We start from the raw sequence: 25,614 nt of genomic DNA on the forward strand, positions 1-25,614 counted from the left end.
TGCCTTTTAATTGCTATTAAGATTTAGGATTGCACGTTAGAGCGGGTATCGCTGATTCTCTGCTTCAGCGCATCAGTTAGGGAAGACAAAGTATTCGCTGCTTCCAATGTCTGACCCATGGATTCGAAATGTTCCTCCGAAGCCATACGAATATTGTCCATTTCCGATCTGGCTTTCTCGAAAATTTGCTCCGTCTGACTTAGCGATCCTGTCACTTCATCCGTATGTGCCGAAATTTCCTCCACTGCCGCAGATACTTCTTGAATTTGCGTACTAACCTCTTCAATCGAGGATTGGATGTGAACAAATGTCGTACCGGCTTGATTCAATGAATCGATCCCTCTCTTCATATCCTCTGCCACATGAATGGAGGAAGTAACGGCATCACTAGCTTCCTGTTGAATCATGCCGTTAATCCGGCTCACTTGCTTGGCCGATTCCGCTGACTGTTCAGCGAGCTTGCGGACCTCGCTTGCAATGACGGAGAAGCCGCTGCCGTATTCGCCGGCTCTTGCCGCCTCGATCGCAGCATTCAATGCAAGCAGATGCGTCTGGTTGGACAATTCCGTAATCACCGAAACGAATGTCTCAACTTCCTTGGAACGAACGCCTAGACGATTCACTTGCTCAAGCAAACTCTCAAGCGCTTCGTCGGTCTTGCTCATTTGTTCCATCGCTTCTTGGATCGATTCGCCTCCCATAGCTGCCTTCATTGAAGTTTCACCCGAGGTGGACGCAACTTCATCGGAACTGCTCGCAATTTGCTGGATCGCGGTAGAAATCTCCGACATCGTCCTTACGGTGGTCTGCAGAACTTCCATTTGCGTACTCGATTCTTCGCTCACATTACGAGTAGACTCACTGATGAGATCAGCAACAAAGTGCCCTACTTCGGAAGTCGATTTTACCATGTCTACGGCAACGTTGACATCCTTCACGAAATGCTCCGTTCTTCCCGCTACATCTTGGAGCGATTCAGCAATCCGATGGAAGTCGCGCACAGCCTCCTGTGCCTCCGGTCTGCTTAGGTTCAACGTGTTCGGCGACAAATCGCCGTTCGCTACGCGCTTGATTTCTTCGCTGAGTAGAATCAGATCACTTTCCGCTCCGCTCTTGAGACGATTTATGACAAAAATAGCCGCACCAAAGCTTACAATGGCTATTACAACAGAACCGATTATGAACGATGTCCATCCCCGTCCCGGGATGAAAAATAGGAATAACAGAATAACAGTCAGCAGCGGTATCGGCAATGCCGAGATCATAAGCCGATTGTCTTTATTAAAATTTAACATCATATACCACCTAAATATTTTTTTTCAAATCAAAATTTCTAGCAATATGCAAAATACTGTCTGCAAAAACTTCAAAAAAAGCCTGGAAACCAGGCTTTTCAAATACTGTTATTTAGCTGTTCAAGAATGCTTCCGCTTCATCTAGCTTTTCAAATGATACGACAATATCTCCAAACATGCGTTTCATTTGCATTTTCGATACAGCAGAACCTGTGTAATAAGCCCATTTGGTTAAGCCCTTTTGAACGGAAAGTTCTCCAAGTGGCGCCAATGCTGTTGCTACATCCTGGGTGAACAATTTACCTCCGCTCAAGTCCGTTAATCCTGTAAAGCCAGGCTTTACCTGATTAAGCACTTTGGTGTACTCCTGTATGTATGTCTCTACTTCCTCCATGGTGATGCTTTGTACTTTGACCGTAATACGGTTTTTTGCTGCGTCGTAAGTCATTTGAAACATGGTTAATTCCTCCTAAAATGGTTAATATAAGATATATCAATATATTGATTCTATCAAAATAAACTATGAAGTAAAGAAGTATTTTGTCGAATTTTGTATTTATGTGACAAAATAAGTCGAAACATAGAACTAAACTACCTTATTTCGATCACAAGAAGTTTACTTCTTTACAGTATTCAATCATGGCTTGGATCTGGTTGGCATCAACCGGCTTCCACTCAAAGCCTAGCATATCCAATACCGTTACAGTCTTCCTGACAGCAACCACATACATCGTCGCGTCATGGTGTTGTTCCAGCCATCCGTAGTGCAATATGATTTTCTCAATCTCTTCCCTGCAGTCATTCGCCTCATATTTCGCGATCATATAATCGATAAACTGCTCGAACGAACCTGACTGGACATCCCACTCTAATCGCCCGTCTGCTAGCAGATGGCTCATGCTCTCGCGATGCGGATTGAATAAATGGAAGATTTCATTCTGAATGGCCTCTGGTTGCATAAGCAGGACAACAGCCCGGCTGACCGCGTCGACATAAGAGAAATCCGTGTCCGGTTCCATGTCAGGCACCATGCCGAGACGAATAAATGAACGCATCATCGTGTAGAACGCATTTTCCTCGATATTTTCTTGGAATCTTCCCGTGTCGGATTGGAAAACAATGTTACCCACTCTGTAAATACTCGAATGGATACCTGTCTCCCTGGCCGCGACAACTTTCCGTTCCGCTTCATATTTCGTTTTGGCATAATAATTCTCGTACTGCTGACCCAAATCCAGATCGTATTCGGTGAAATAAGCGGCGGATTGGTCAGGTATAATCCCCGATGCGACGCCTAATGTCGAAATATGATGCATGGATTTGATTCGGTTCAGCTTCGCAAATGCAAGTACCCGCTCCGTCGCAATCACATTCTGCTGTTCAAAATCATGATAATTGCCGTAATGCTTGACGGTTGCCGCCGAATGCACGATTCCGTCCACCATTCGGGATAGCTCGGTATACTTCGCTTCCGATAAGCCCATCCGCTCTTGCGTCAGATCCCCCTTATACACGCTGATTCTGCTCCGCATCATCTCATCGATCCGATCGCCGAAATAGAACGCTAATTTGCCGTGCAAACGGGCGACGGCCTGTTCATCGGTATCGCCGCGAACAATGACATGGACCGTCCAATGCGTATGAGATAGCATATCGCGCAGGAGATGTATACCTAAGTATCCGGTTGCCCCCGTCAGCAGCACATGATTGTAAGATACCTTCTTTGCCATATCCAATTGGCCATATCGCTCATTCTTTAAGCGGTATTGCTCTTCGTGATCATCAAACCGAACTGAAGAGGCGATATGCTCTTTCTTCAATTCTGCGAGCTTCTCCATCAAATGATTCGATGAAGTCTCTCTCACTTTCGTGGACAGCTCCGCAATCGTCTGATGCTCGAACACGTCATTGATGCCGATTTCGAACTGCTGCTGCAGCCTTGCTACCATAACGGCCGCTTTAAGCGAATGTCCGCCCAGCTCGAAGAAATTATCATGAATCCCGATGTTCGTTAAGCCCAGAAGATCCTGCCATACCTCGGCGATCCGGCGTTCCGCATCTGTACGAGGCGCCACGTATTCATGACCTCCAACCGGTATGTTCCCGATCTCATGGTTAGGAAGGGCCCTTCGGTCTATTTTGCCGTTCGGCGTGAGCGGCAAGGCCGGAAGCTGTACGAAGTAAGATGGAATCATATAATCCGGTAAACTCTTCGCAAGATGGCTCCGCAGCTCCGTGACCGTCTGCTCTTCTTCCACGGCGATATAGGCGCATAAGTATCGGCCTCCGCTGCCATCTTCTTTGGCAAGGACAATCGTCTCTTTCACAGCAGCATGATTAAGCAGCGTGTTCTCGATTTCCCCAAGCTCGATTCGGAAGCCCCGAATTTTCACCTGATGGTCCAACCTACCTAGAAACTCCAATGTACCGTCTTCATTCCAACGGGCTAGATCTCCGGTTTTGTACATCCGTCCTTCGCCTGCGTACGGGTCTGGCAAGTATCGTTCTGCTGTCAATTGATCCTGACCATAATAACCTCTTCCGACGCAATCACCCGCAATGTAGAGCTCCCCCGGTACGCCCGGCGGCTGAACGTGCAAATGATCATTTAATAGATAAATCCGCGTATTGGTAATCGGCCTACCAATCGGCGGCAGTTCGGGTATCGCCCCGTTCGGATCGATCGTATGGGCCGTAGCCACATGCGTTTCTGAAGGTCCGTAGTGGTTATGCAGATGCACTTGGTAATGCCGCAGATGCTCTCTGAATTTCTCCGGTACGATCAACTGCTCGCCCGCTGTAATAATATGGCGTACCGAGGTAGGGAGCCGATCTGCGTATTCCTTCTCATTCAATATGAATTTCAAGAAGGATACAGGCATGAACAGGATATTAATGCCTTCCTCTTCAATCACCTGCAGCAATCTGCCTACGTCGCGGCGCGTATCGTTCGTGACGAGACATAACGTCCCTCCGGCTAGCAAGGTTGACCAAATCTCTTGCGAGCATACATCGAAGCTTAACGTTGTAAATTGAAGCACCTTGCCGCTGTAATCGACATTGGTCTCTGTGTATTCATAATGAATCAGGTTCACCATATTCCGATGTTCGATCATGACGCCTTTGGGCTGCCCTGTCGTTCCGGATGTATAAATAACATATAGCAGATTATCAGCCCCGCTTCGGCTTGGCGGATTGCTTGTATGCTCGCTATATGCGGTTGGTTGATCCAAGTATAGCGATTCGCCTTCAAAGGCTGTCTTTCCGGTAAAATGCGTTTGCGTGAGCAGAAGCTTCGCCCCACTGCTGGCTAACATATAATTCACGCGATCTTGCGGATACTCGGGATCAATCGGAACATAAGCTCCACCGGCTTTGAGTATACCGAGAAGTCCAATGATCATCTCTAGCGACCTGTCAGCCATTAGTCCAATGACTTCATCGGCCTGAACGCCACTAGTCATCAACGTTCCAGCTAGACGATTCGCCTTCTCGTTCAGCTCTGCATAAGTGAGATGCTCACTTCCGAATACCAGTGCTGGATGATCCGGTGTCCGCAGCACCTGCTCTTCGAACAATTGATGAATCGTCGCTTCCTTGCGATATGGAACCACCGTGTTGTTGCGAGCATTCATCGCTTCATGTATTTCCTTCTCATCCATCAATGCGATTTCTGACAGCTTGATGTCACCTGACGTAACAGCCGCTTCCAGAATGCGCGCAAAATGTCTGCTCCAGCGTTCCACAGTCTCCTGCTTGAACAGATCCGTACGATATTGGAAATCGATATGGACCGTCGTGTCCAATTCCGTCACATCCACCATCAAATCGTACTTGGCAATCGGATCCACGTATGGTGCAGCCGTCACTTCCGCCCCCACCATCGAAGGGATGGTACGGCCCGTATTCTGCATGACGAATAAAGTGTCGAACAGCGGATTCCGGCCTGGAACGCGAGGGTTGTTCAAGTCGCGAAGCATCAGTTCCAGCTCATACTCCTGATGCTCGATGGCGCCGATCACGCATGCCTTCACTTCCTGTAAAAATGCCGCAAAAGACTTCTGCTTATCCGGGTAACTCCGAAGTGGCAACGTATTAACGAACATGCCCATCATTGTCTGCATTTCACTCTCGGTCCGGCTAGCGAACGGTGCGCCCACAACAATGTCCTCTTGGCCGCTATAGCGGAAGAGCAATACATTATAGGCAGCAAGCAATATCATATACATTGTTGTATCGGAGTCCGAAGCTAATTTTTTTAATTTCTCCGTCAATGATGCATCCAATTGAACCGAGAGTGTGTTTCCTTTGAAGCTCTGAATGTCCGGCCGCTTCATATCGGTGGGCAGCTGTAGAATCGGAATTTCGCCCGCCAATGCAGAGCTCCAATAATCCCTCAACGTATGACGCAACGGGGTATTGTCCTGCTGTCCGTACCACACCGCAAAATCCTTAAATTGAACGGCTTGCGTAGGCAGTACTTCTCCGCTGTACAGCTTGCTCCAATCTTCGAAAAACACATGCAGCGACACGCCGTCAACGGCAATATGATGGAAATCGAGCATCACATAGTGCAAATCGTCTGCACAAGCGACGAACGCCGCGCGCATCAACGGGGCCTCGCCCAGCTTGAACGGCTTCACGAACGCACGCATCATCCCCGCGACTTCCTTCTCATCGGCGGTCAACATCGACAATCGGAATGGAACGTGCTCCCGAATGGTCTGCACAATCTCCTCGCCAACCCATTGGAAAGAGGTCCGCAGCATTTCATGGCGTTGGATCAATTTTTGGAACGTCTGCTCCAGCCTGACCACGTCAACCTTGCCTTCGATACGGAGCAGCATCGGCGTATTGTATGCCGTCCCGACGCCTTCCATTTGCTCGATCAAGAACATACGTCTTTGCGCTGGATAGACAGGGTAATGGGAAGATACAGGGACAGGCTCAATCGCGGAACGAACCGCATGATCCCCTTGCTGCTCCGCGATTTGACGCGCTTGTTCTCGGATCGTCGTATATTGGAATACATCCGCCATGAGCAGACGCACGCCGAACCGTCGTTCGATTAGCCCTCGAAGCGAAGCCGCTTGCAGCGAATGGCCGCCGATTTCGAAGAATCGTTCATCCGGACCAATATTCGCAATCCCGAGTACTTTATGCCATATCTCAGCAAGCGCTCTTTCTGTCTCGTTCTCCATCACCACGTGTTCCGCTCGTACGTTCTCGCGCTCCGGCTCTGGCAGCGCACGCCGATCTACTTTGCCATTGGCATTGACCGGGAGACTGGACAGGGTCACAAATCGCGGCGGAATCATGTAATCCGGCAGCCTTACCGCTAGGAAGTCCATCAGTTCCTGATGTGTACATGCTTCCGATGCGACCACATACGCACATAGATAGCTGGACCCGTTCTGATCTTCACGCGCGATGACAATACAATCTTTAACCGCATCATGCTGGAGAAGCTGCTGCTCGATTTCGCCGATTTCAATTCGAAACCCGCGAATTTTAACTTGATGATCGATGCGTCCCAAGAACTCAATGGTTCCGTTCGGAAGCCATCTAGCTAGATCCCCGGTCCGATACATGCGTTCCCCCGCGCGGAACGGATGCGGAACGAATTTCTCCGCTGTCAGCTCCGGTCGGTTCAAGTAGCCCCGAGCAAGCCCTGTGCCGCTAATGCACAGTTCCCCCGCAATCCCGATCGGTTGGAGGTTGGCCGCTGCATCCATCATGAGCACCTCGGTGTTATCGATCGGTTTGCCGATGGAGATGTTGTCCGTCAATGCCGTAACCTGATGCGAGGTCGTAACGACCGCATTTTCTGTCGGGCCATAGCAATTGTGAAGCTCATAACGCTTAGGACGATACGTCTTTAACTTGTCGCCGCCTGTGACAAGCACGCGCAGAGACGTGTTCTCCAGCTCCATGAACTGTTCGCACAGCTGCGTCGGCAGGAACCCGATCGTAATCCCTTGTTGATGGAAATATGTATTCAATTCCTCGGCGTCAAGCCGAATGTCTTCGGGAACAATATGAAGCGACGCCCCGGTTATTATATAAGGGAATATTTCCCACACAGAAGCATCGAAGCCAAAGCCTGCATATTTGGTGGCCCGATCATGTTCCGTGACACGAAAATGCTGCTGGTGCCAGCATGCCAAATTCACGAGCGAACGATGCTCGACCATGACGCCTTTGGGCGTTCCGGTCGACCCGGACGTATAAATGATATACGCGAGATCTGTCGGACTGGACGACACAGGAACAGCTTCCACAGATTCTCCCGCAAGCAGATCGTCGCTCACAACCAATACGGGGCCATCATAAGCCAGTTCGGAGCGAATGTCCGGTGTCAATAACAGCACCTGTGTCTGGCTGTCTTCAAGCATGAATTTCGTACGTTCCGCAGGGTAATTCGGGTCGATTGGCAAATAGGCCGCCCCTGCCTTCAGAATGCCGAGGACCGAGACGATCATCTGCTTCGAAGCGCCGGACATAATCCCTACGATGTCCCCTCGCTGTACCCCTTGCCCCATGAGGACTCGAGCCAATCGATTGGATTGTTCGTCAAGCTGTCGATAGGTAAGTGTCTCTTCACCGCATACTACAGCTGCATGATCCGGCGTTCGGTCTACTTGCTCCTCGAATAATCTATGAATGGTCGTGTCTGCCTTAAAGTCTTGCTCTGTATGGTTAAATGCCTTCAGGATATGCTCCTTCTCATCGGCGTCCATGATATCAATCGATTCGACCGCCGCATGAGGCTCGTTGCACCACGACACCAAAATATTCTCTAAATGACGGAGTAAACGTTCAACCGTTGCACTACCAAACGCACACTCCCGATAAAGTGCCTCCACTTCAATCGTTTCGGCTTCGACCGTGAATTGAAGCCGAATGTCGCTTTCTTGCAGCAATGCACGATGCGAGAGTTCGATCGACTTCCCTATGCCTATTACCGAATTGGAAGGCAGTACATATCCCGTCTCCTCTTGCATCTCCTGCAGCTGTCCAAGCGACATTGAAAACGGCCGTTCTTGATTCATGACGGCCTGGGTTTGCTTCACCAGCGCATCCATTGCATGCGAGGAAGCCATATTCATATGAACAACAATAAGCTTATCCTCATCAGGTAAAAATGCAGCGTATGTGATCTCTTCGGTACGCATATAGCGATGAAGAAGTATAGACCATGACGAGTACAATACAGTGGATAAATCTACGCCCGCCGAATCACAAGCTTGATGAATTGAGCGCAATGACTTTTCCCGGAATGAGCGTCTGATGGTAGACACGTTCACGCGGTCAATCGATTTCGAGTCCGGGACAAGAAATGTTTTATTATCCACACCTTCCCATTTGTTATGCCAATGTTCCTGTACGGTGTCCATATTGGCTAGAATCAAAGACATCATTTCACTCCTTCTGCGTTGAACCCTATTTGAGCACAAAAAAACAACTCTACCGAAATAAGGTGAGTTGTTTGACGAAATAACAAGTACACTTTCGGCAGCTGGCTGGCTGATCAACAATAACTGTTCATGTAAGCCCCTATAGCTTTGCGTCTCCGACTTTCGACGGATTTGCCCGTTATTCATTTGTGTTCAAGAGGTTTTGATTTTAGTACAATGTACCTATTCTATTTTACTATGATATTTTCATTTTTCAACATGTTTCACTTTTTTTCAATGCATTTTCAAGAATTATCATAGTAACCATAGTCGTATCCGGCATCATCGAAGATAAACCGTAGAACTTCTCCTTCTGGGAAAGTGTAACCAAAATGATGATACCCTTCACCATGCTCTAAAGGCGGCGCATCCCCCGAGATTTTTGACAGTCTTGACGCAATCTTGCGTGCTTCCGTCAGATCGCCGTGCATCAGCGTATCATATGCTTTCTGGCCCGTAGGCTTTCGGACGATGACACGATTGTCTTGCGCGAAATACTTTACATAAGCGCCAAGCGTCTCGCTGATGAACCGAAGCGGCACATAGGTCAGTCCGTTCTTGTTCACGACTGCGGCGTCAATCGGAACGGATTTGCCGTTCACGGTTGCCTTCTTGTCCCCTTCCCGCAATTTTACCGGAATTTTGTTATCTTTCGTATGAAACATCACAATGCGTGTCTTCGGATCATAAGCAGAAACAAGCCATGCCGGATCCGTCAGCGCACGCAATTTTCTCCGGAAGCAAAACGGGAGCTGCCGATAGCAAGCTCCCGTTTTGTCTTATAAATTATTAATATGATAAACAATTAATAACAAAAGAAGCCGAAGACTCCTCGCTGTCCTTGTACCCGGTTCGGACCGTTTCCGCTCGGATCCGCATAGCACGCCGTTCTAGTCTTACTTCTTCCCCGTGTTGGAAACGTTCAGTTCCACATATGACTTTTCAATATACGTTAGAGTCTGTATATGTTTGATGATGTTGTTACTTAGGGTTACGATTATAAACACCAGGATAATACCGATCCATACTTTTCTCATGAATCCATGACGGATCTGCATAACGAAGCTTGCACTGAGTAGGAAGAAGGCAAATAGATAATGTCCTGCATACAAGTACATATCATATTTAAACGCAGCAAGACCATAACCAACAATCAAATGAAGACATATAGCAAAAAGAATGGGGGTCGCCAGTACCCATGATTCCCTAGACTTCTTACCCCTAATAAATCCTAGAACGGATAGCACAATGATGGTTAATCCGATGACATGCACATAGAAAGGATAAGGACGCATCAGATCAGTCGCAAATGCCACAATACCCGGATCAATCAATGCGATGTCAGGTGTCAAGATAGGGCTTACAATCAACATATAGATAGCCTTCCAATGCTGACTAAATGAGAATACGGACACGTAGCTGAATCCACTATGACTTAAGCTCCGGAACCAGTTATTGACCCACGAATGTCCATCAAACAATAGGAACTGTAATAGCGTAACAGCAATGACCATGAGTAGAAAATACAATAGGATTCGGATAAACTTATGCACTGTTTTTTTATCGTTTCTAACAATGTTAAAGAAGACGGCCCCTAGGAATGGAACGACATTCGTCGAGGTAACAGCAAAGTTAGCCAAAGCGAGTGAAGCGTTAGACAGTAATCCATTCTTCGCATACACGCGATAATATTGTAGATACAATACTGAGAGAATAATAATAAACTGCGCATAGGGATAAGAATCTGGGACCAGTACCGTAAACAAATTATAAGAGCTGACCCCGAAAAAGGCAGCAAAGAGTAGAGGGAATGTATCGCTCTCACGGCCCATGTTCCGTAGATAATAATAGATCATAACCACGCTAAGTGCGTTAATAACTGACTGGATCAGCAAGAAAAACAAATTCCCCAAGGAATGGTTCGCAATAAAAGTAAAAGGTCCCGTTAAAAAATTCAAGAACGGATGCACAATCGACGTATTGCTGGAACCATAGTACATAGACGGATCAAAATTGAACAAATTCAGCATAAATGGTGCGCCGTAAAAGGGATTATGCCCTACGAGTCCTGCCGTATTATGCTTCATATATTCAATAAATGGATAATTATTAACCACATAAAAGAGAAAGAAAACAATAAACAACCACAAAGCTTTGTAATTATCCTTCTTGTTGTTCCATATAAAACCCCAAAATCCCATAACTATCCACCCATCATGATAGATTTTAAGCTTTATTACACGATCAATAAAATTAAACCAGAAACAATGAAAGCGACTCCCGCGATTTTAAAGACCCCGACCGTCTCTCTGAATATCCATTTAGCAAATAATAGCGTCCAGATGAACGTTAATGCATTCGCCGGCAGTACCAGGGTGTACGGAAGTTCTTTTAAGAGATAAATGTTGAGCAGTGCCCCCAGACCGTAGAGTAGCAAACCGACCAGAAGATAGATAAGCTTTCTCTTCACCGTGAAACATTTAAAAAAAACACTACCTAGCGACCCGATCAACGTCATGACAAGAAGTAAGCCGATAAGCCATTCATTTCTCATAGGATGTTAACGTCACCCCAATCCCAAGTAGGGCCACAGCCGCCGCCTTCTTCAAGGTAATATCTTCTCCTAGGAAAAGATCGCCGTAAATCAACGCGAAGATATAACTCGTACACATTAAGGGATAAGCTACAGAGAGCTTTTCCAACGCAAAAGTTCTGAGCATGAACACAGCACCTAACCCGTAACACAGGAAACCAATCACCACATAAAGGAGATTCGTGTGTCCCCACTTCCAAAAAAGCTGTCCCGTGGCTGTAAGAAATGCGGATAGAATCATCAAGACTTTCCCCATATGACGAAACTTTACGTTTTCCATCGAAGTTCCTCCAGACCCGGACTTTGCAGATTAATGAGGTATCTATTCTTCACCAATCGAAACATTGGTAAATCTGATAGCGAGTCGGAATACGCACAAGACAGTTCAAAATCAATGTGAAAACCAGCGTCTTCTAAATACCTTTCAATTCGTACCGCCTTCTCTTCCCCCTTGCAGTTGTTACCTTCAATAAAGGGGGTATACCATCCTTGCTGTTGCACAAGTTCGGTCCCGATCACACCATCTACCTCAGGCAGCTTCTTGAAGTATTTCACATAGGCATGCGGTGAAGCAGAGACAAGCAAGATATGATAGCCGTTCTCCTTCTTCTTTTTAATCTCATCTAATGCATCTCGGTATATAAGAGGCACCAATACCTTATCATAGAAATCTTCCAAATCAACTTCCTTCATATAACGAATCGCGCTAAAATAAGATGCTTTTACACGTTCCACACGCAGGAGCTTCAGTTGATATAACACTGTCTTTATGCCGATATCGAACAAGTTCAAAATTGCCATAGGCCTCTTTTGGATGCCGAACCAAACAAATAGAAACATCGAATCTTTTTTTATGATCGTATGATCAATGTCGAAGATCGCCACTTTCTTGTGCATAATCATTCCCTCTATTTTCTAATAAAATCACTCTAAAAATGCTATAATACATCCCACACTAACCACATACAAAATTACCGTGATCAGGATATGTTTATCCTCAAATAACACTTTATCCGGCGAGCCTCCCTTATGTTCAATGTGAATGAGGTAGAGATACCGGAAGATTCCGTAAATAACAAATGGGATTGTCCACATCAAATGGATCGTACGTCCAGACGTAAAGGTAAACAAGGAATAACTGATGATCGTAGCCGTGGTGACAATGCTGTTCAGTTGATCTAATAATGTAAATGAATAATGATCCAGCACTTTACGGTGCGTTCCTTTATCATTTTGCAGTAGAAACAATTCGTGTCTTCGCTTGCCAATCGCGAGAAACAAGGAAAGCAGCAGCGTACAGATCAGGAACCACGGGGTGAATGAGACATGAATCACAAGCCCCCCTGCAATGGCGCGCAGCACAAATCCCGCAGCAATGACCATAATGTCAATAATAACAACATGTTTGAGTACGAAAGAATAAGCGACATTGATAGCAAAGTAAATGATCAATACCACGGTGAACAACGGATTTAGAAAGAATGATGTGATGAGAGATGCAAGCAATAGAATCGCACCGAACGCTAATGCAACATGAGGGTCTAGTGCACCGGATGCCATTGGACGATGTTTCTTAATCGGATGATTCTGATCCGCTTCTCTATCGACATAATCATTCAGAATATAGACGCAGCCTGAGATGAAGCTGAATAGAAAAAATCCTAGCATCGTATTCACAACAGACAACAAATTCATATTTTCGAAGGAAAACAACAAGGCAGCAAAGATAAGAAGGTTCTTGCTCCATTGCTTTGGTCTTAGCTGCATAAATAAGAGCTCTATGATATTGAAGTCCCTCATACGAAGTTCTTTATGTGCAACATTTGGCTTTGTGGGTTGCATTGATAATCATCCTTGGTCATAAGTTTTCTTCTCAACATCTGTTTTTATTTACAATATTTTCTACACGAAATGACATTAAACACTATTTTATACCATTTTTATTGTATGAGCTACCTATTTTTAGGATATAGAAATCCGTGATGACTTATTTTCAGATCTGACAATGATCCTCTCGTTAATATCTACTGATAATTAAATAGCCCGATACATTCCCTAGGGGAAGTATTCGGGCTTCGCAAATATAAAAAACGATCAAAAAAACGGATTTAGTCTACTTTCATCGAATTGTTCATGGATTAACCATACAACCAATTCTTTTTATCTGATGTGCACTAAACAGCGTCCCGCCATCACTCGATTGCAGCGTATATTGGATCTGGAGCATGTTCGCGATATCCTCGATGATTTTTAACCCCAGCCCCTCTCGGCTGCGATTTCTATCAAAACCAATCCCATTGTCTCGGATCGTAACGACGCCATTCTCGATGCTCACCTCGAGTTTCGTCGCTTTTGAATGTTTTAGCGCGTTCTGCAAAATGTTATCAAACAGCCTTTGAACCCATAAAGGATTGCAGCTCCATATCAAATCTTGATCTACCGGATGAAAGAGAAGCTCGATCTCATGCATGCTATACAAATAGCCCCACTTCTGAACCATTGTCTCCAGTACATCATGTATATTTACTTCTTCTTGTAAAATATAGGAACTCTCTAACGTATCCGTAGACTGCAAATGAATTTCATGGGTTAATTCCGATATATACTGGATTTGTTGATATAACGACTCAAGAATCGGTGCCTGGTCTTGAAGTTGGCCTTCCAGATAAAATAGCTGCAAGCGCACAGCCGTTAATGGCGTATTAATATCATGCCTTAATTTATTGAGCAGCTCCTTCTTCATTGCCTCTTGCTGTTTCAGTTCTAATTCGCGATAAGTGGTTCGCTCAATTAATAAATTGACCGATCGAATGAGCTCCCCCACCTCATCATCGCTATGAACCTCTATTTTGTTCGGAATCTTGTTATTGCTAGCTAAATTCCGGATGGCTCGGTTCAATATATTTATTTTGCTCAGCAACGAACTGATCGATTTCGAGAATAGGACGGCTAACACCACCAGCGATACAACAAAGACGGCTAACATAACAGGGTAGGCAAATGAAGCATGAAATGGAATATGCTCATTTTTCGTTTTAAAAACGGAATTATAAATAACACTCATCAACACACCAATCGATAACAACAGCAAAGGCACGCTAACAATGGCGGACAATAACAGCAGCTGGTATTTCTTCTTTAATTTCATGGCTTTCTGTAGGTATTGAGGCGATACCCTTCCCCGTATATATTTTGAATCATTTCACCCGCGTGATCATTAATCTTGGCTCTTATTTTTTTGATATGCACATTCACGATGTTCGGGTTTCTATCTTCTAGCTGCCACAGATATTCCATGAAATGCTCTTTCGTTAATATCCGATCCCGATTCTCATAGAGGTAGAAAAATATTTTCCTCTCAATGGCTGTCAAATCAACTTCATGCTGCATACTCGTCAGGAATACTCTGCGACGTTCTGCGTCAATATAAACGTGCTGGATTTGCGTAAACATGCCATAGTGATTCTCCAGCATCTTCTTCATGCGCAGAAGCAGCTCCCGCGGATCAAAAGGCTTCACCATGTAATCCTCCCCAATGGTTAGACCTTGTAGCTTGCTATCCATATCACTTCTGGCCGATAGAAAAATAATCGGGATATTTAATCCGAGATGTTTGATTTTCTTCGAGAGTTGATACCCATCCTCACCCGGCAGCATCACATCCATAATGACCATATCCATCTCGCGGATGACATGAAGCACGTCACTTCCATCCGTCTTCCAGCATACGTTGTACCCTTCCCGCTGCAAAAATTTTCTGCATGACATCGCCGATGACCACATCATCTTCAACCATTAAAATCTTATACCCTCTCATTCCTTCAGCCTTTCCTGGTTCACTTTCTCGATAAATGCCGTCGCTAGCTTGTAGATCTCATCCGGGACATAGAGATGAATACTGTGCGTTCCGCGCAGTGTAATCACGTCGGATAAGCGTAGTTGTGCTGCGAACGACTTATAGTCTTTGTTTTTTTGAACCGTGTAGATCGAATCTTTATATTGATCCGCAATCGCATCCAAGAATAATATCGGCGTATTTTGGGGATACGGCAAGTTAACAGACTTCACACTATTATTGTAGCTCTGCAGGAGCTCCCGCTCCATATCTCGATTGAAAAATTGTTTGTAGGACAGCGCCTTATACACATCTTTCTCATGCTCCGTCAGAAAAGATTGTCGAATCACCTCAGGATTATACACCGACGAAGGCGCAAGGCGATGGAACCCTAACGTCGTTAATAGACTCGTTCCTCTAACCATGATTGAATCCATGAACCCCATCGGATGGGCGACATACTGCTGAGGTAATCCAATATCCAGCGCAATGATCGCCTTTATTTCACTTGGATACTTCTGCGCCCAGTAAATCGCTTCTATCCCAGATATCGAATGCGGGACTAGAATATACGGCGGCTTATTTCCGCTCTGAACGAGTGCTTCTCTTGTCTGTTCCAAGATCGTATCCACATCTCGATCATCGCCAAAAACATCACTATACCCATACCCTGCTCGTTCGACGACAGCAATCTTGTTCTCCTGTGAAAACTTGCGATACATTCCCTTCAATTCATACACTGGAGCAGCGATCCCCGAGCCCGCCATAAAGACATACGTGTCCTCGCCGCTCCCTTCATTGTACACATTTATTTTCTTGTTGTTAAAATGAGCGAGCACACCCTCCCCCTTAAGAAGCCCCGCTTCCTTGCTAAGTTGGATCTTGTGATTGATGAATACTGCGAGTGTTGCCAGTGGCACAATGACTAACAATGCAATCCCAATTTTCTTTAAGACATTTACTATTTTCCGCATAGATATCTTCTCCCTTCAACTTCTTATTGAAAGGATAAATTAGAATAATAAATTTCTAGTGAATCTCGACTGCGAGATTCTGAACAAACCGCCGCTCCTTCAATTTCCCCAATATAATTTTCAACGTTTTCACCTCCATCCTATCGTTACGAACAAAACCCCATTAAAAAAACCACTCAGCCGCAATAAAAGAAGCCGAGCAAATGTCAGGAAATATTCCTGGACCTGCTCAGCTGTGATACTTCTTTATTTGCTTTGACTTCTCTTTAATATAATTCGATGTATAAGCGAGTACCCTTGCGCATATCCGACTTCGTTTTCGGCCGCCATTTGGATGCAATCATACGCCGTATCCATGCGGGTTGTCGCTGAGCGCTACGAACTGCTTATTTAGGCTTCAAACCCAGATATTTCTCTACGAGTTTTCAAGTCACTAATCATTTGGGGCTCATCTTTATCTAGCTTATAGAACATGAATAATAGAATAACAACGGCATTCGCAATTAATGGTAACCATACAAAATTGAATTCAATTGCTAGCAAAGCCGATGGCGCTTGCGCTTGATTCGGTACATATTTCCCTAACGCTAGAACCCAAGCTGCAATCGCTCCCCCGAGCCCCATTCCGAACTTAGCACCAAAACTACTTGCTGCAGATAGTAAGCCTGGTGCCCTCACTCCTGATTTCCATTCTCCATAATCAATCGTGTCAGCAATCATCGCAAACAGAAGACCAAATGCAAAGCCCCCACCAAAATTACTGATTATAATACCCGTTAATGCAACTCTTTCTTATCTTAATAAGTCCTGTTATATTTTTATTAAGTAAAGTAGCAATTAAAACAATAAAGGTGGAAAATTATGAGGAAAATTGCTGTAGTTCTTTTAAATGGATTTATTTCCATCTACTGTATCATCGGAGGTTTCTCTCTATACATATATCTTATAGAACTATCGATTAAACTATCACAAAGAAAAGCAACAATGACCGAAAAAGAAATTGAACTACCATATCCAATTCTAATGACAGTAGGCTTTTTTTTCTCAATTATTGCTTTTATTGTTATAGGATTTTATATAATTCATATAATAAGGATTGTTTGCAATTCTTTAAACAACACAAGATTTACAACAAAGCTATTATTAATTGTCATTCCTACTATATGCGGTTTATTACTATCTCTACAGAGTATTAATTATTGGATCACAACTCCTCCCATGAGCAGAGAAGAAGCGTTAAAAATTGCATTAATGAAAAATAACTCTGGAAGAAATAATATAACCAGTGAATATTCTAGAACAATATTCAAAGATATTGAATGGGACGATGTTAATCATCGATGGATCGTGGTATTCTCAGATAAATCTGGTAATTCGTGCGATTATATTTCAATTTCAAGATTAGGGATTACTATTACTGGTGGAAGTTGCACTAAATAAATATAAGTTTGATTTTCTAAATGTTTTCCAAGTCGCTGTGTGCAATAATTCCAGCTTGACATGTTCTAAGACAAAAGATTATTTAATGTCTGTTTCCGAGTGCCTTATTGTTTCCATCAAGGAAGTTCTTTGGATGGTTTATGCAACCTAAAAGATTTTCTTGATCCTAGCAGAAACCTACATTGTGTTGAATGAATGAGTCACTACTAGACAAATTTAATGTCGTAATTACTTCAAATGCAAATCTCATGACTTCATAAGTGGTTTCCGTTACAATACCGATATTCCACCATATTGAACCGATATAATAACCCAAGTTTGCAACGACATGACTTATTATTTGATATATCAAGCAAATGAACTGAACCTATCACTTCATTTTCAAACTCAATCGCCCTACGGTAAAACTCGGGATTTTCGTATCCTGATATCCATTTGGTACGCATTTCAGCCGTTTCTTCCAGCGATTCGTGAGTCTCCCACGACAAATATTTTATCATTTGAACATCACTTGTCATGTTGTGGTATACCGCATGTTTGTCGTTCATTGTAAACTTACGTAAAACCAGCCGTTTCGTTTTTATCGGAACTGTCCCTTTATGTATCAGCACAATTTAGAACTAGCAACTCGCAAGATTTACAATTTATTTCTATATGTAACTGTCTCTATCCTACCCGTTCGTATTATGAGGTCAACCATATCTTAAAATGTACCCTATAGAGTAGACACTTGAAAAAGGTCTGCCCTATAGGGTACTTTTTGTATAACTTATAAAATAGAGAAACCGGAGAAAATTATCAAATGCCAAGAAACCATTTTACCCAGAAAGAAGTAGAATATCTATCCACTAATTCTTATGTCAAATCTGTAAGTACCAAGGAGATTACGTATACAGATGACTTCAAAAGAATTTTTATAGCTGAAAATAAAACAGGAAAATCACCAAGACAGATCTTTGAGGAGAATGGTTTTGATGTCGAAGTTATAGGTATTGTCAGAGTAAATAGAGCTGCCCATAGATGGCGTACTGCGTTGATTGCGACTATGTGTGAAGAACAGTCCACACTCAATTTGAGAGCGGACAAGCTATTTTTCCCTAATTGCGGAAGGCTTGTTCAGTACAATAAGGGGAGAGTAAAATCTTCTTACTTCTCACATAAGTCAGTTGAGTGTATGTACATTGGTACGAACCAGAGACAGCAGACCACAGTAAAGGGAAGGCTTTGCATTACGATTGGGTGAAGCAAAATTTCCCGACAGACAGCGTAGAGTATGACTATTATATTGAAATCAGGGGATATTCATCGCCATCTAGCCATCGAACAAACAAATCGTCATGATTGCCTCCAATTGCCTTTACGTTTGTAGGCTGAGACAGCTTGTTTTCAGTTGCATTATCTCTATAATTTCGTTTTTATCATAATCATTAAGGTTCCTATAAATCTCAATTAACTTTTTTTCTTTGTGGTCTTCATGTGTAAACCCATCTTCCGAATCTACGCCTGTTAACAACCAATTTAGATTAATATTATATTGGACCCTAACTGATATCAATGTTTCCGCTGAAGGATTACTATTTCCCATTTCAATTTCACTAAGGTTTCCTTGAGATATCCCTATACTTTTTGCAAATTGAGATTGGTTAAGATTATTTTCTTTTCGGATACTTTTTATTCTATATCCAATTTCACTCACCTATTTCACCACCTTTCATCAAATTCCATGCAAAATCATTGTTCATTTATTAAAAAGAGGGGAGCCTGAATCATTGCCTCAGGCTCCCCTCTTGATGCATTAATCAATCATCTTACATGTCGGTTCCACACATTTTTTACTGGTTCCACACTTTTTTTTCACTGAACAGACGCTCATATCTATGACAATCCCCTACTCCACCGTAACACTCTTCGCCAAGTTCCGCGGCTTATCGACATCATTGCCACGCGCCAAGGACGCGTAGTATGAGATCATTTGCAGCGGGACAACCGATAATGCCGGTGTAAGCAGTGGATGTGTCGCAGGAATCGCATATACTTCATCTACCGCTTTACCAAGCGCGTTCTCTTCGTTCACATCGGAAATACCGAAGATTACACCACCGCGCGCTTTCACTTCTTTAATGTTGCTAACCGTCTTCTCGAGCAGCGCATTCTGCGTCGCAAGCGCGATGACCGGAATGCCGTCCTCGATCAATGCCAGCGTACCATGCTTCAATTCACCCGCCGCATAGGCTTCGGAATGAATGTACGAGATTTCCTTCAGCTTCAAGGAGCCTTCTTGTGCAACCGCGTAATCGACACCGCGTCCAATGAAGAACAGGTGCTCATGTACCGCAATGGACTCAGCATATTCGCGTAGTGCATCCGTATTGTCTAGTATCTGCTCTACTTGCTCCGGCAAGGCCAGCATCGCTGCGACGATGCCTCTCACCCAAGCTGTCTCTTGTGTCGAGAGCGTCTGAGCAAGGTACATGCCGAGCAAGAAGAATGCAATCAACTGCGACGAATACGCCTTTGTTGATGCAACCGCAATCTCAGGTCCTGCCATCGTCAGCATGATGCTGTCTGCTTCGCGAGCCACGGAGCTGCCGACAACATTCGTGATCGCCAGTACATGCGCACCATTCGCCTTCGCTTCACGAAGCGCTGCTAGCGTATCTGCTGTCTCACCGGATTGGCTTACGACAATGACCAAAGTCTCTGGCGTAATCAATGGGCAGCGATAGCGATATTCGGATGCCACTTCAACCTCGACCGGTATCCGTGCACTTGTCTCAATCACCGTCTTACCGACAAGACCTGCATGATAAGCCGTACCGCAGGCCACAATGTGAACCTTGCGAATGTTCGCAAGTTCAGCAGATGACAGCTTAAGTTCTGGCAATGACACCGTTAGATCCGAATCGACACGTCCACGCATCGTATCACGATAAGCCTTCGGCTGCTCGTAAATCTCTTTGAGCATGAAATGATCAAATCCGGCTTTTTCCGCTGTCACTGCATCCCAATCGACATGGATCATTTCCCGAGAAATAAAGTTCCCCTCGATTGTCATCAATTCGACAGTGTCTTTTGTCAGCACAGCCATTTCGCCGTCGTTCAGGATGAACACATTGCGCGTATGCTCGAGAATCGCCGGAATATCCGATCCGATGAAATGCTCGCCTTCCCCGATCCCAATGATCAGCGGACTTGCATTCCGAACCGCAACCAATCGATCGGGTTCAAATTCCGTCAATACGCCTAACGCATAGGCACCACGTAAATGCGTTATCGCCTTCTGGACTGCACGAACAATATCTCCGTCATACTCCCGTGCTACGAGATGAGATATCACCTCGGTATCCGTCTCCGATACGAATGTCACGCCGCTCGCGATCAACTCTTCTTTTAAATCCGTGTAATTCTCGATAATGCCGTTGTGTACGATCGAGAACTTCATCGTCATATCGGTATGCGGATGCGAGTTCACATCCGATGGTTTGCCATGCGTCGCCCAACGTGTATGCCCGATTCCTACCGTTCCAACCAAAGGCTCTCCGTCCAGTTGCGATTCGAGTACCGCTAACCGACCTTTGGCTTTCTTGACTTGCAGACCCGCTTCTGTATACATGGCAATCCCTGCCGAATCATATCCACGGTACTCCAGCTTCTTGAGGCCTTCCACCAAGATCGATTGCGCATCGCGCTTTCCAATATATCCAACAATTCCACACATAATTCGTAACCTCCGTTTAGTGGGACGTGCATCACATCCGTTAGGAAGCTACCTATAACGCGTCTAACCGCAGCTTATTCAATTGTCCAAAGAACCATAATTCTCTTTTCGCCTTCCACCTGCATGACTGCACATGACATGAATGTTAGCTGCGGTCTATCGACCGGCACTTCCCAAAGTGCAATACACATCCATGATTTTAAATAAATAACCCAAATATAATAGCCCTACCGCCACGCGGATCAGGATAAGTTCAATTGCTATGAAGCATCTTGCTGAAATCATTGTCCGAGCCGTTACCAACTCGTTTTCCGTTTCAACTCTACGGTATGATGCGATACCGGAAGGTCCCCGCCGAATGTTTCGAACACCTTCACCTCGTCAGCTCACCTAGCACATATATTCTCCGATCTGTGCGGTTAAGCTCTGGCGCTTTAAGTAACCATACAACCTCTATCCTGCCTTTCCTTCTGAAATCATACTTGCTATTATATACAGCCCTAGAGCATTTAGCAACTCGTCAGCGACTTAACGTTACAAAAAGAACCCTTCCAGCATCCTACCGCATGCCAAAAGGGTCCTTCAGAGATTAGCTGAGCGCTTCTCTCACCGTATCTGCTATATGTGCGACATACAACTCCAGTTGGTCCTTATCCGGGCCCTCAGCCATGACACGGATCAAAGATTCCGTACCGGATGGACGTACCAAGACACGACCGTTGTCGCCGAGCTCATTTTCCACTTTTTCAATCGCCGCTTCAATCACCTTGTTCCCTGGGTACTTGCTCTTGTCTGCAACACGAACATTGACGAGAACCTGAGGAAACTTGCGCATCATCGACTTCAATTCACTAAGCGACTTACCGGATTGGATCAATGTCTCCACCAGCTGCACACCAGTAAGAATGCCATCACCTGTCGTATTATAGTCGAGGAAAATAACATGTCCAGATTGCTCTCCACCAAGGTTAAATCCGCCGCGACGCATTTCTTCCATCACATAACGGTCACCTACGGCTGTACGAGCTGTCTTAAGTCCGAGTTTATCCGTTGCTTTGAAGAATCCGATATTACTCATGACCGTCGTAACGACCGTACCTTCGTTCAGCTTGCCCTCGCGATTCATACGATCGCCGCAGATGCATAGAATGTAGTCGCCGTCGACTTCTTCACCCTTCTCGTCAATGGCAATCAATCGATCCGCATCACCGTCAAAAGCTAACCCGAGATGCGCGCCATGTTTCACCACTTCAGCCTTCAACTGTTCTGGATGTGTCGAACCGCAGTGATCGTTAATATTAAGCCCATTCGGCTCTGCACCGATCGTAATCACTTCTGCACCCAACTCACGGAACAACTTCGGCGCAAGCTCATACGCAGCACCATGAGCGCAGTCGAGTACGATTTTAACCCCATTAAACGAAGTTTTCACAGTGGAAGCAAGAAACGCAATATATTTGAATTTCGCTTCATCATCGACTTGAACGGATCCAAGATCCTTCCCTACCGGACGAGGCAATTCATCCACTTCTGCATCCATCAGACGCTCGATTTCGAGTTCCGTCTCATCGAACAGTTTGTACCCGTCGCCGCCAAAGAATTTAATGCCGTTATCTTCGACCGGATTATGCGATGCGGAGATCATCACCCCTGCATCTGCACCGAGGATACGCGTCAAATACGCAACAGCCGGCGTCGATACGACACCAATACGTACAACATGTGCACCGATGGATAACAATCCAGCAACAAGCGCAGATTCGAGCATTTGCCCGGATATCCGTGTATCCATTCCGATAATTACTGTCGGCTTCTCAGCTTGACGCGTTAAGACATACCCGCCACATCGACCGATTTTATAAGCTAATTCAGCCGTTAACTCTTGATTTGCAACGCCTCTAACCCCATCTGTACCAAAATATTTCCCCATTCTTGCGACCTCTCTCTAACGTTATTATCCCATTGTACGCTCATTCTCTCTACTCGGTTCCGCTCACATCCCCTGGCGTCTCTTGTGTCCCAGGTTCAATCGTTCCCTCTGCTGGCGTATCGGTTGGTTTTCCATCCACCGGTTGATCTTTATTGATATCTGGTTCTGTCTTCGTAGCCGGGTTTGCCTTCTTCTCTTCGATAAGCACCTTCACGTAGATCGTCCCCTGATCAACACGACGAATGAAATTTGGTAAATTCACTTGCAGCGCGACCTGGTGAGTACCTGGTGGTAGATCACTCAGATTCGCTATAAGCTGCACGTCCCCCGCTTTAAGACTATTCACAACCTCTGGAGCTCCCTCAACGGTAATCGACATGGTTCGGCTTGCTGGCTCCTCAATCGATGCTTTCAGTTGGTCGTTCGCTCCTGTTAACGTAATCGGCAGCTTATCCAGCACACGCTGAACGGTAGGCACGATCGTTATATCAAAGTTTACACTGTTTGGTTCGATTTTTTCAACCTTTCCAAGAACTGGGAGAGGCATCGTTAATTTTGTAGACTCTTTGATCTGACTAAGGTCAATTTGAATCGAATCATAAAATTCAATGCTGTCGAGCACCTCTTGCGGCCCGTAAATGGCAACCTGGTTGGTACTTGGTGTGAAGGATGAGATAGCAAGTCCATCCGGCAGTTGACCTACAAAATTTATCTGCAATGGCACCAGCTTGAACGGCTTCGTAATCGGCAATTCCACTTCAACAACTGGCGGCGTGATGATGGCATCCTTCATCTCATGGCCCGTCTTGTCATAAGCCGTTAATTTCACCCGCTTCTGCTTCACCGACTTCTGTTCCCCATCAATCGGCAGCGTTGCTGACACCGAATGAATATCCTTCATTTGGCTTGCTGGAAGCGTCACGTGAACGCGATTCGATGGCGAGATAATCGGCTGTCCTACCGTATATCCCTTCGCAGGCGTGCCTGTCGTTTTAATGCTGACATCCATTTCCTTCGTCTGCATTTCCTCAATTTCCACGGTTACCCGAGATGGCACCATAGAGACAAGCTGGATCCCTTTTGGCATCACGTAGGTCAGATCGATATCATGTTTCCCTTCGCCAAGACCGGTTAAATCCAGACTGACACGGTAATCCTCAGGCATCGCTGATGTAAGCGCAGATGACTGACCACGCACCTGTATGCGTACAACCTCCGGTACCATTTGCTTCAGAATATACCGACTTTGATCCAGCCCAACCGTCTGAATTCGAACGTCATCAATCACCTTGACATCGACAAGCGAAGACACCTGATTTGGTGTTCGATCATCCATATGTACAATCGCCCATAATAAAATCCCTAAAAACAACGCAATGACTTTCGAGATATTCGCATTATTTAGCCACTTATCCATTGGTGCCTCCTTTCCGCTTCCAGAAAGGGGTCTTCTCCGAAATCTTCTGCTTAGGTGTTAGCTCCGAATGGAGCTTGGAGATCAGCGATTCCTCTTTAATATCGCGCACGACAAGCCCATTGATGGCCAGTGAGACCTGTCCGGTCTCCTCGGATACAACAACAGAGATCGCATCTGTGACTTCACTGACGCCGATAGCCGCCCGATGACGCGTACCGAGCTCCTTGCTGATAAAAGGGTTCTCGGACAATGGCAAATAACATGCCGCCGCAGCAATCTGACTTCCTTGCAGAATAACTGCCCCATCGTGCAGCGGTGTGTTCGGGATGAATATATTAATGAGCAGTTCCGAACTAATGCGCGAATCCATCTTGATCCCCGATTCCGTATATTCATTCAACCCCGTATCACGTTCGAAGACAATAAGTGCACCGATCTTCCGCTTAGCTAGATAGTTCACGGCCTTAATCACTTCGTTAACGGATAAGCTCACATCCATCTCCTGAAAGGACGAGCTTCGGAACAACTTACCTCGCCCGAGTTGTTCGAGCGCACGACGAAGCTCCGGTTGGAAAATGATCAGCACTGACACAACCCCGAATGTGAACATTTGATTCATTAACCATTTGAGCGTATAGAGATTGAACCATGTGCTAAGCCCCCAGGTAATAACAAGAACAAATATCCCTTTAAGCAGCTGCACCGCCCGCGTCCCGCGGACCAATTGCATAAGTTTGTAGATAATATAACTTACGATAAGTATATCGATAATATCTTTAATGGAATCTTTCCACGTAAGGCTCGTAAAATAATCCATGATGTACCCCCGACTATAACCTGTACTTTACCTATACCTATAGGTTATAACTATATCCTTTTCGATGCAAGTTTGATTCATTCCAATCCTTTGTCAAAATAAAAAAACCTCTCTTCAGAACAAAGAGAGGTTGGCTGC

General features: G+C 45.1%; 20 protein-coding genes, 1 pseudogene and 1 riboswitch. Of the genes and pseudogenes, 2 read left to right on the forward strand and 19 right to left on the reverse strand.

The features are described from left to right. Nucleotides 1-23: 23 nt before the first annotated feature. From AC3WU2_RS29625 to AC3WU2_RS29685, 13 genes and pseudogenes are all read right to left on the reverse strand, one after another. On the reverse strand, nt 24-1,295 hold the full coding sequence (locus AC3WU2_RS29625) for a methyl-accepting chemotaxis protein (protein WP_492458435.1): 1,272 nt from the start codon (nt 1,293-1,295) through the stop codon (nt 24-26). Between the two features lie 112 nt (nt 1,296-1,407). Next, nucleotides 1,408-1,752: a hypothetical protein gene (locus AC3WU2_RS29630; RefSeq protein WP_492458436.1), complete on the reverse strand. Its 345-nt coding sequence runs from the start codon at nt 1,750-1,752 to the stop codon at nt 1,408-1,410. A 148-nt stretch (nt 1,753-1,900) separates the two neighbouring features. Then, nucleotides 1,901-8,716 carry a non-ribosomal peptide synthetase gene (locus AC3WU2_RS29635; protein ID WP_492458437.1) on the reverse strand — a complete coding sequence of 2,272 codons (6,816 nt, stop codon included), beginning with the start codon at nt 8,714-8,716 and terminating at the stop codon, nt 1,901-1,903. Between the two features lie 90 nt (nt 8,717-8,806). After that, nucleotides 8,807-8,899: riboswitch (cyclic di-GMP riboswitch) on the reverse strand. A 98-nt stretch (nt 8,900-8,997) separates the two neighbouring features. Then, nucleotides 8,998-9,480, reverse strand: a complete 483-nt coding sequence (locus AC3WU2_RS29640; RefSeq protein WP_492458438.1) for a copper amine oxidase N-terminal domain-containing protein — start codon at nt 9,478-9,480, stop codon at nt 8,998-9,000. 168 nt (nt 9,481-9,648) lie between these two features. Further along, the gene (locus tag AC3WU2_RS29645) at nt 9,649-10,953 is read right to left on the reverse strand and encodes a DUF6080 domain-containing protein (RefSeq protein WP_492458439.1); all 1,305 of its coding nucleotides are present in this window, start codon (nt 10,951-10,953) and stop codon (nt 9,649-9,651) included. Between the two features lie 35 nt (nt 10,954-10,988). Further along, complete coding sequence (locus AC3WU2_RS29650; RefSeq protein WP_492458440.1) at nt 10,989-11,306, reverse strand: EamA family transporter; 318 nt, start codon at nt 11,304-11,306, stop codon at nt 10,989-10,991. Next, a complete protein-coding gene (locus tag AC3WU2_RS29655) occupies nt 11,296-11,625 on the reverse strand; it encodes an EamA family transporter (RefSeq protein ID WP_492458442.1) in 330 nt (109 codons plus the stop codon). The genes AC3WU2_RS29650 and AC3WU2_RS29655 overlap by 11 nt, the downstream gene beginning before the upstream one ends. Beyond that, nucleotides 11,613-12,242, reverse strand: a complete 630-nt coding sequence (locus AC3WU2_RS29660) for an HAD family hydrolase (protein WP_492458443.1) — start codon at nt 12,240-12,242, stop codon at nt 11,613-11,615. The genes AC3WU2_RS29655 and AC3WU2_RS29660 overlap by 13 nt, the downstream gene beginning before the upstream one ends. A 27-nt stretch (nt 12,243-12,269) precedes the next feature. Then, a complete protein-coding gene (locus AC3WU2_RS29665; protein ID WP_492458444.1) occupies nt 12,270-13,187 on the reverse strand; it encodes a decaprenyl-phosphate phosphoribosyltransferase in 918 nt (305 codons plus the stop codon). Between the two features lie 289 nt (nt 13,188-13,476). Continuing rightward, entirely contained in the window at nt 13,477-14,493 is a 1,017-nt protein-coding gene (locus AC3WU2_RS29670; RefSeq protein WP_492458445.1) for a sensor histidine kinase, read from the reverse strand. Beyond that, nucleotides 14,490-15,162: pseudogene (ybdJ, locus tag AC3WU2_RS29675) on the reverse strand (two-component system response regulator YbdJ). The gene AC3WU2_RS29670 and the pseudogene ybdJ overlap by 4 nt, the downstream one beginning before the upstream one ends. Beyond that, entirely contained in the window at nt 15,159-16,154 is a 996-nt protein-coding gene (locus AC3WU2_RS29680; RefSeq protein ID WP_492458446.1) for an alpha/beta fold hydrolase, read from the reverse strand. The pseudogene ybdJ and the gene AC3WU2_RS29680 overlap by 4 nt, the downstream one beginning before the upstream one ends. Before the next feature lie 390 nt (nt 16,155-16,544). Continuing rightward, entirely contained in the window at nt 16,545-16,925 is a 381-nt protein-coding gene (locus AC3WU2_RS29685) for an MFS transporter (RefSeq protein WP_492458458.1), read from the reverse strand. Nucleotides 16,926-17,015: 90 nt separating this feature from the next. Between AC3WU2_RS29685 and AC3WU2_RS29690 the strand changes: the two genes are divergently transcribed. Continuing rightward, complete coding sequence (locus AC3WU2_RS29690) at nt 17,016-17,594, forward strand: hypothetical protein (RefSeq protein ID WP_492458447.1); 579 nt, start codon at nt 17,016-17,018, stop codon at nt 17,592-17,594. A gap of 254 nt (nt 17,595-17,848) precedes the next feature. On the opposite strand, the gene AC3WU2_RS29695 is transcribed toward AC3WU2_RS29690, so the two are convergent. Continuing rightward, complete coding sequence (locus AC3WU2_RS29695; protein ID WP_492458448.1) at nt 17,849-18,205, reverse strand: GNAT family N-acetyltransferase; 357 nt, start codon at nt 18,203-18,205, stop codon at nt 17,849-17,851. A gap of 191 nt (nt 18,206-18,396) precedes the next feature. On the opposite strand from AC3WU2_RS29695, the gene AC3WU2_RS29700 reads away from it, so the two are divergent. After that, entirely contained in the window at nt 18,397-18,837 is a 441-nt protein-coding gene (locus tag AC3WU2_RS29700) for an HTH domain-containing protein (protein ID WP_492458449.1), read from the forward strand. Nucleotides 18,838-18,951: 114 nt separating this feature from the next. Here the strand turns inward: AC3WU2_RS29700 and AC3WU2_RS29705 are convergent, their stop codons facing one another. From AC3WU2_RS29705 to cdaA, 5 genes are all read right to left on the reverse strand, one after another. Further along, entirely contained in the window at nt 18,952-19,290 is a 339-nt protein-coding gene (locus tag AC3WU2_RS29705; RefSeq protein WP_492458450.1) for a helix-turn-helix domain-containing protein, read from the reverse strand. 192 nt (nt 19,291-19,482) lie between these two features. After that, the gene (gene glmS / locus AC3WU2_RS29710) at nt 19,483-21,312 is read right to left on the reverse strand and encodes a glutamine--fructose-6-phosphate transaminase (isomerizing) (protein ID WP_492458451.1); all 1,830 of its coding nucleotides are present in this window, start codon (nt 21,310-21,312) and stop codon (nt 19,483-19,485) included. Nucleotides 21,313-21,901: 589 nt separating this feature from the next. Then, entirely contained in the window at nt 21,902-23,242 is a 1,341-nt protein-coding gene (glmM, locus tag AC3WU2_RS29715; protein ID WP_492458452.1) for a phosphoglucosamine mutase, read from the reverse strand. A 49-nt stretch (nt 23,243-23,291) separates the two neighbouring features. Then, a complete protein-coding gene (locus AC3WU2_RS29720; protein WP_492458454.1) occupies nt 23,292-24,659 on the reverse strand; it encodes a CdaR family protein in 1,368 nt (455 codons plus the stop codon). Next, nucleotides 24,652-25,476: a diadenylate cyclase CdaA gene (gene cdaA, locus AC3WU2_RS29725; protein ID WP_492458455.1), complete on the reverse strand. Its 825-nt coding sequence runs from the start codon at nt 25,474-25,476 to the stop codon at nt 24,652-24,654. Before cdaA ends, AC3WU2_RS29720 begins: the two co-directional genes overlap by 8 nt. Nucleotides 25,477-25,614: the final 138 nt, after the last annotated feature.

This window comes from Paenibacillus sp. EB106-05-06-XG162 (assembly GCF_058791655.1).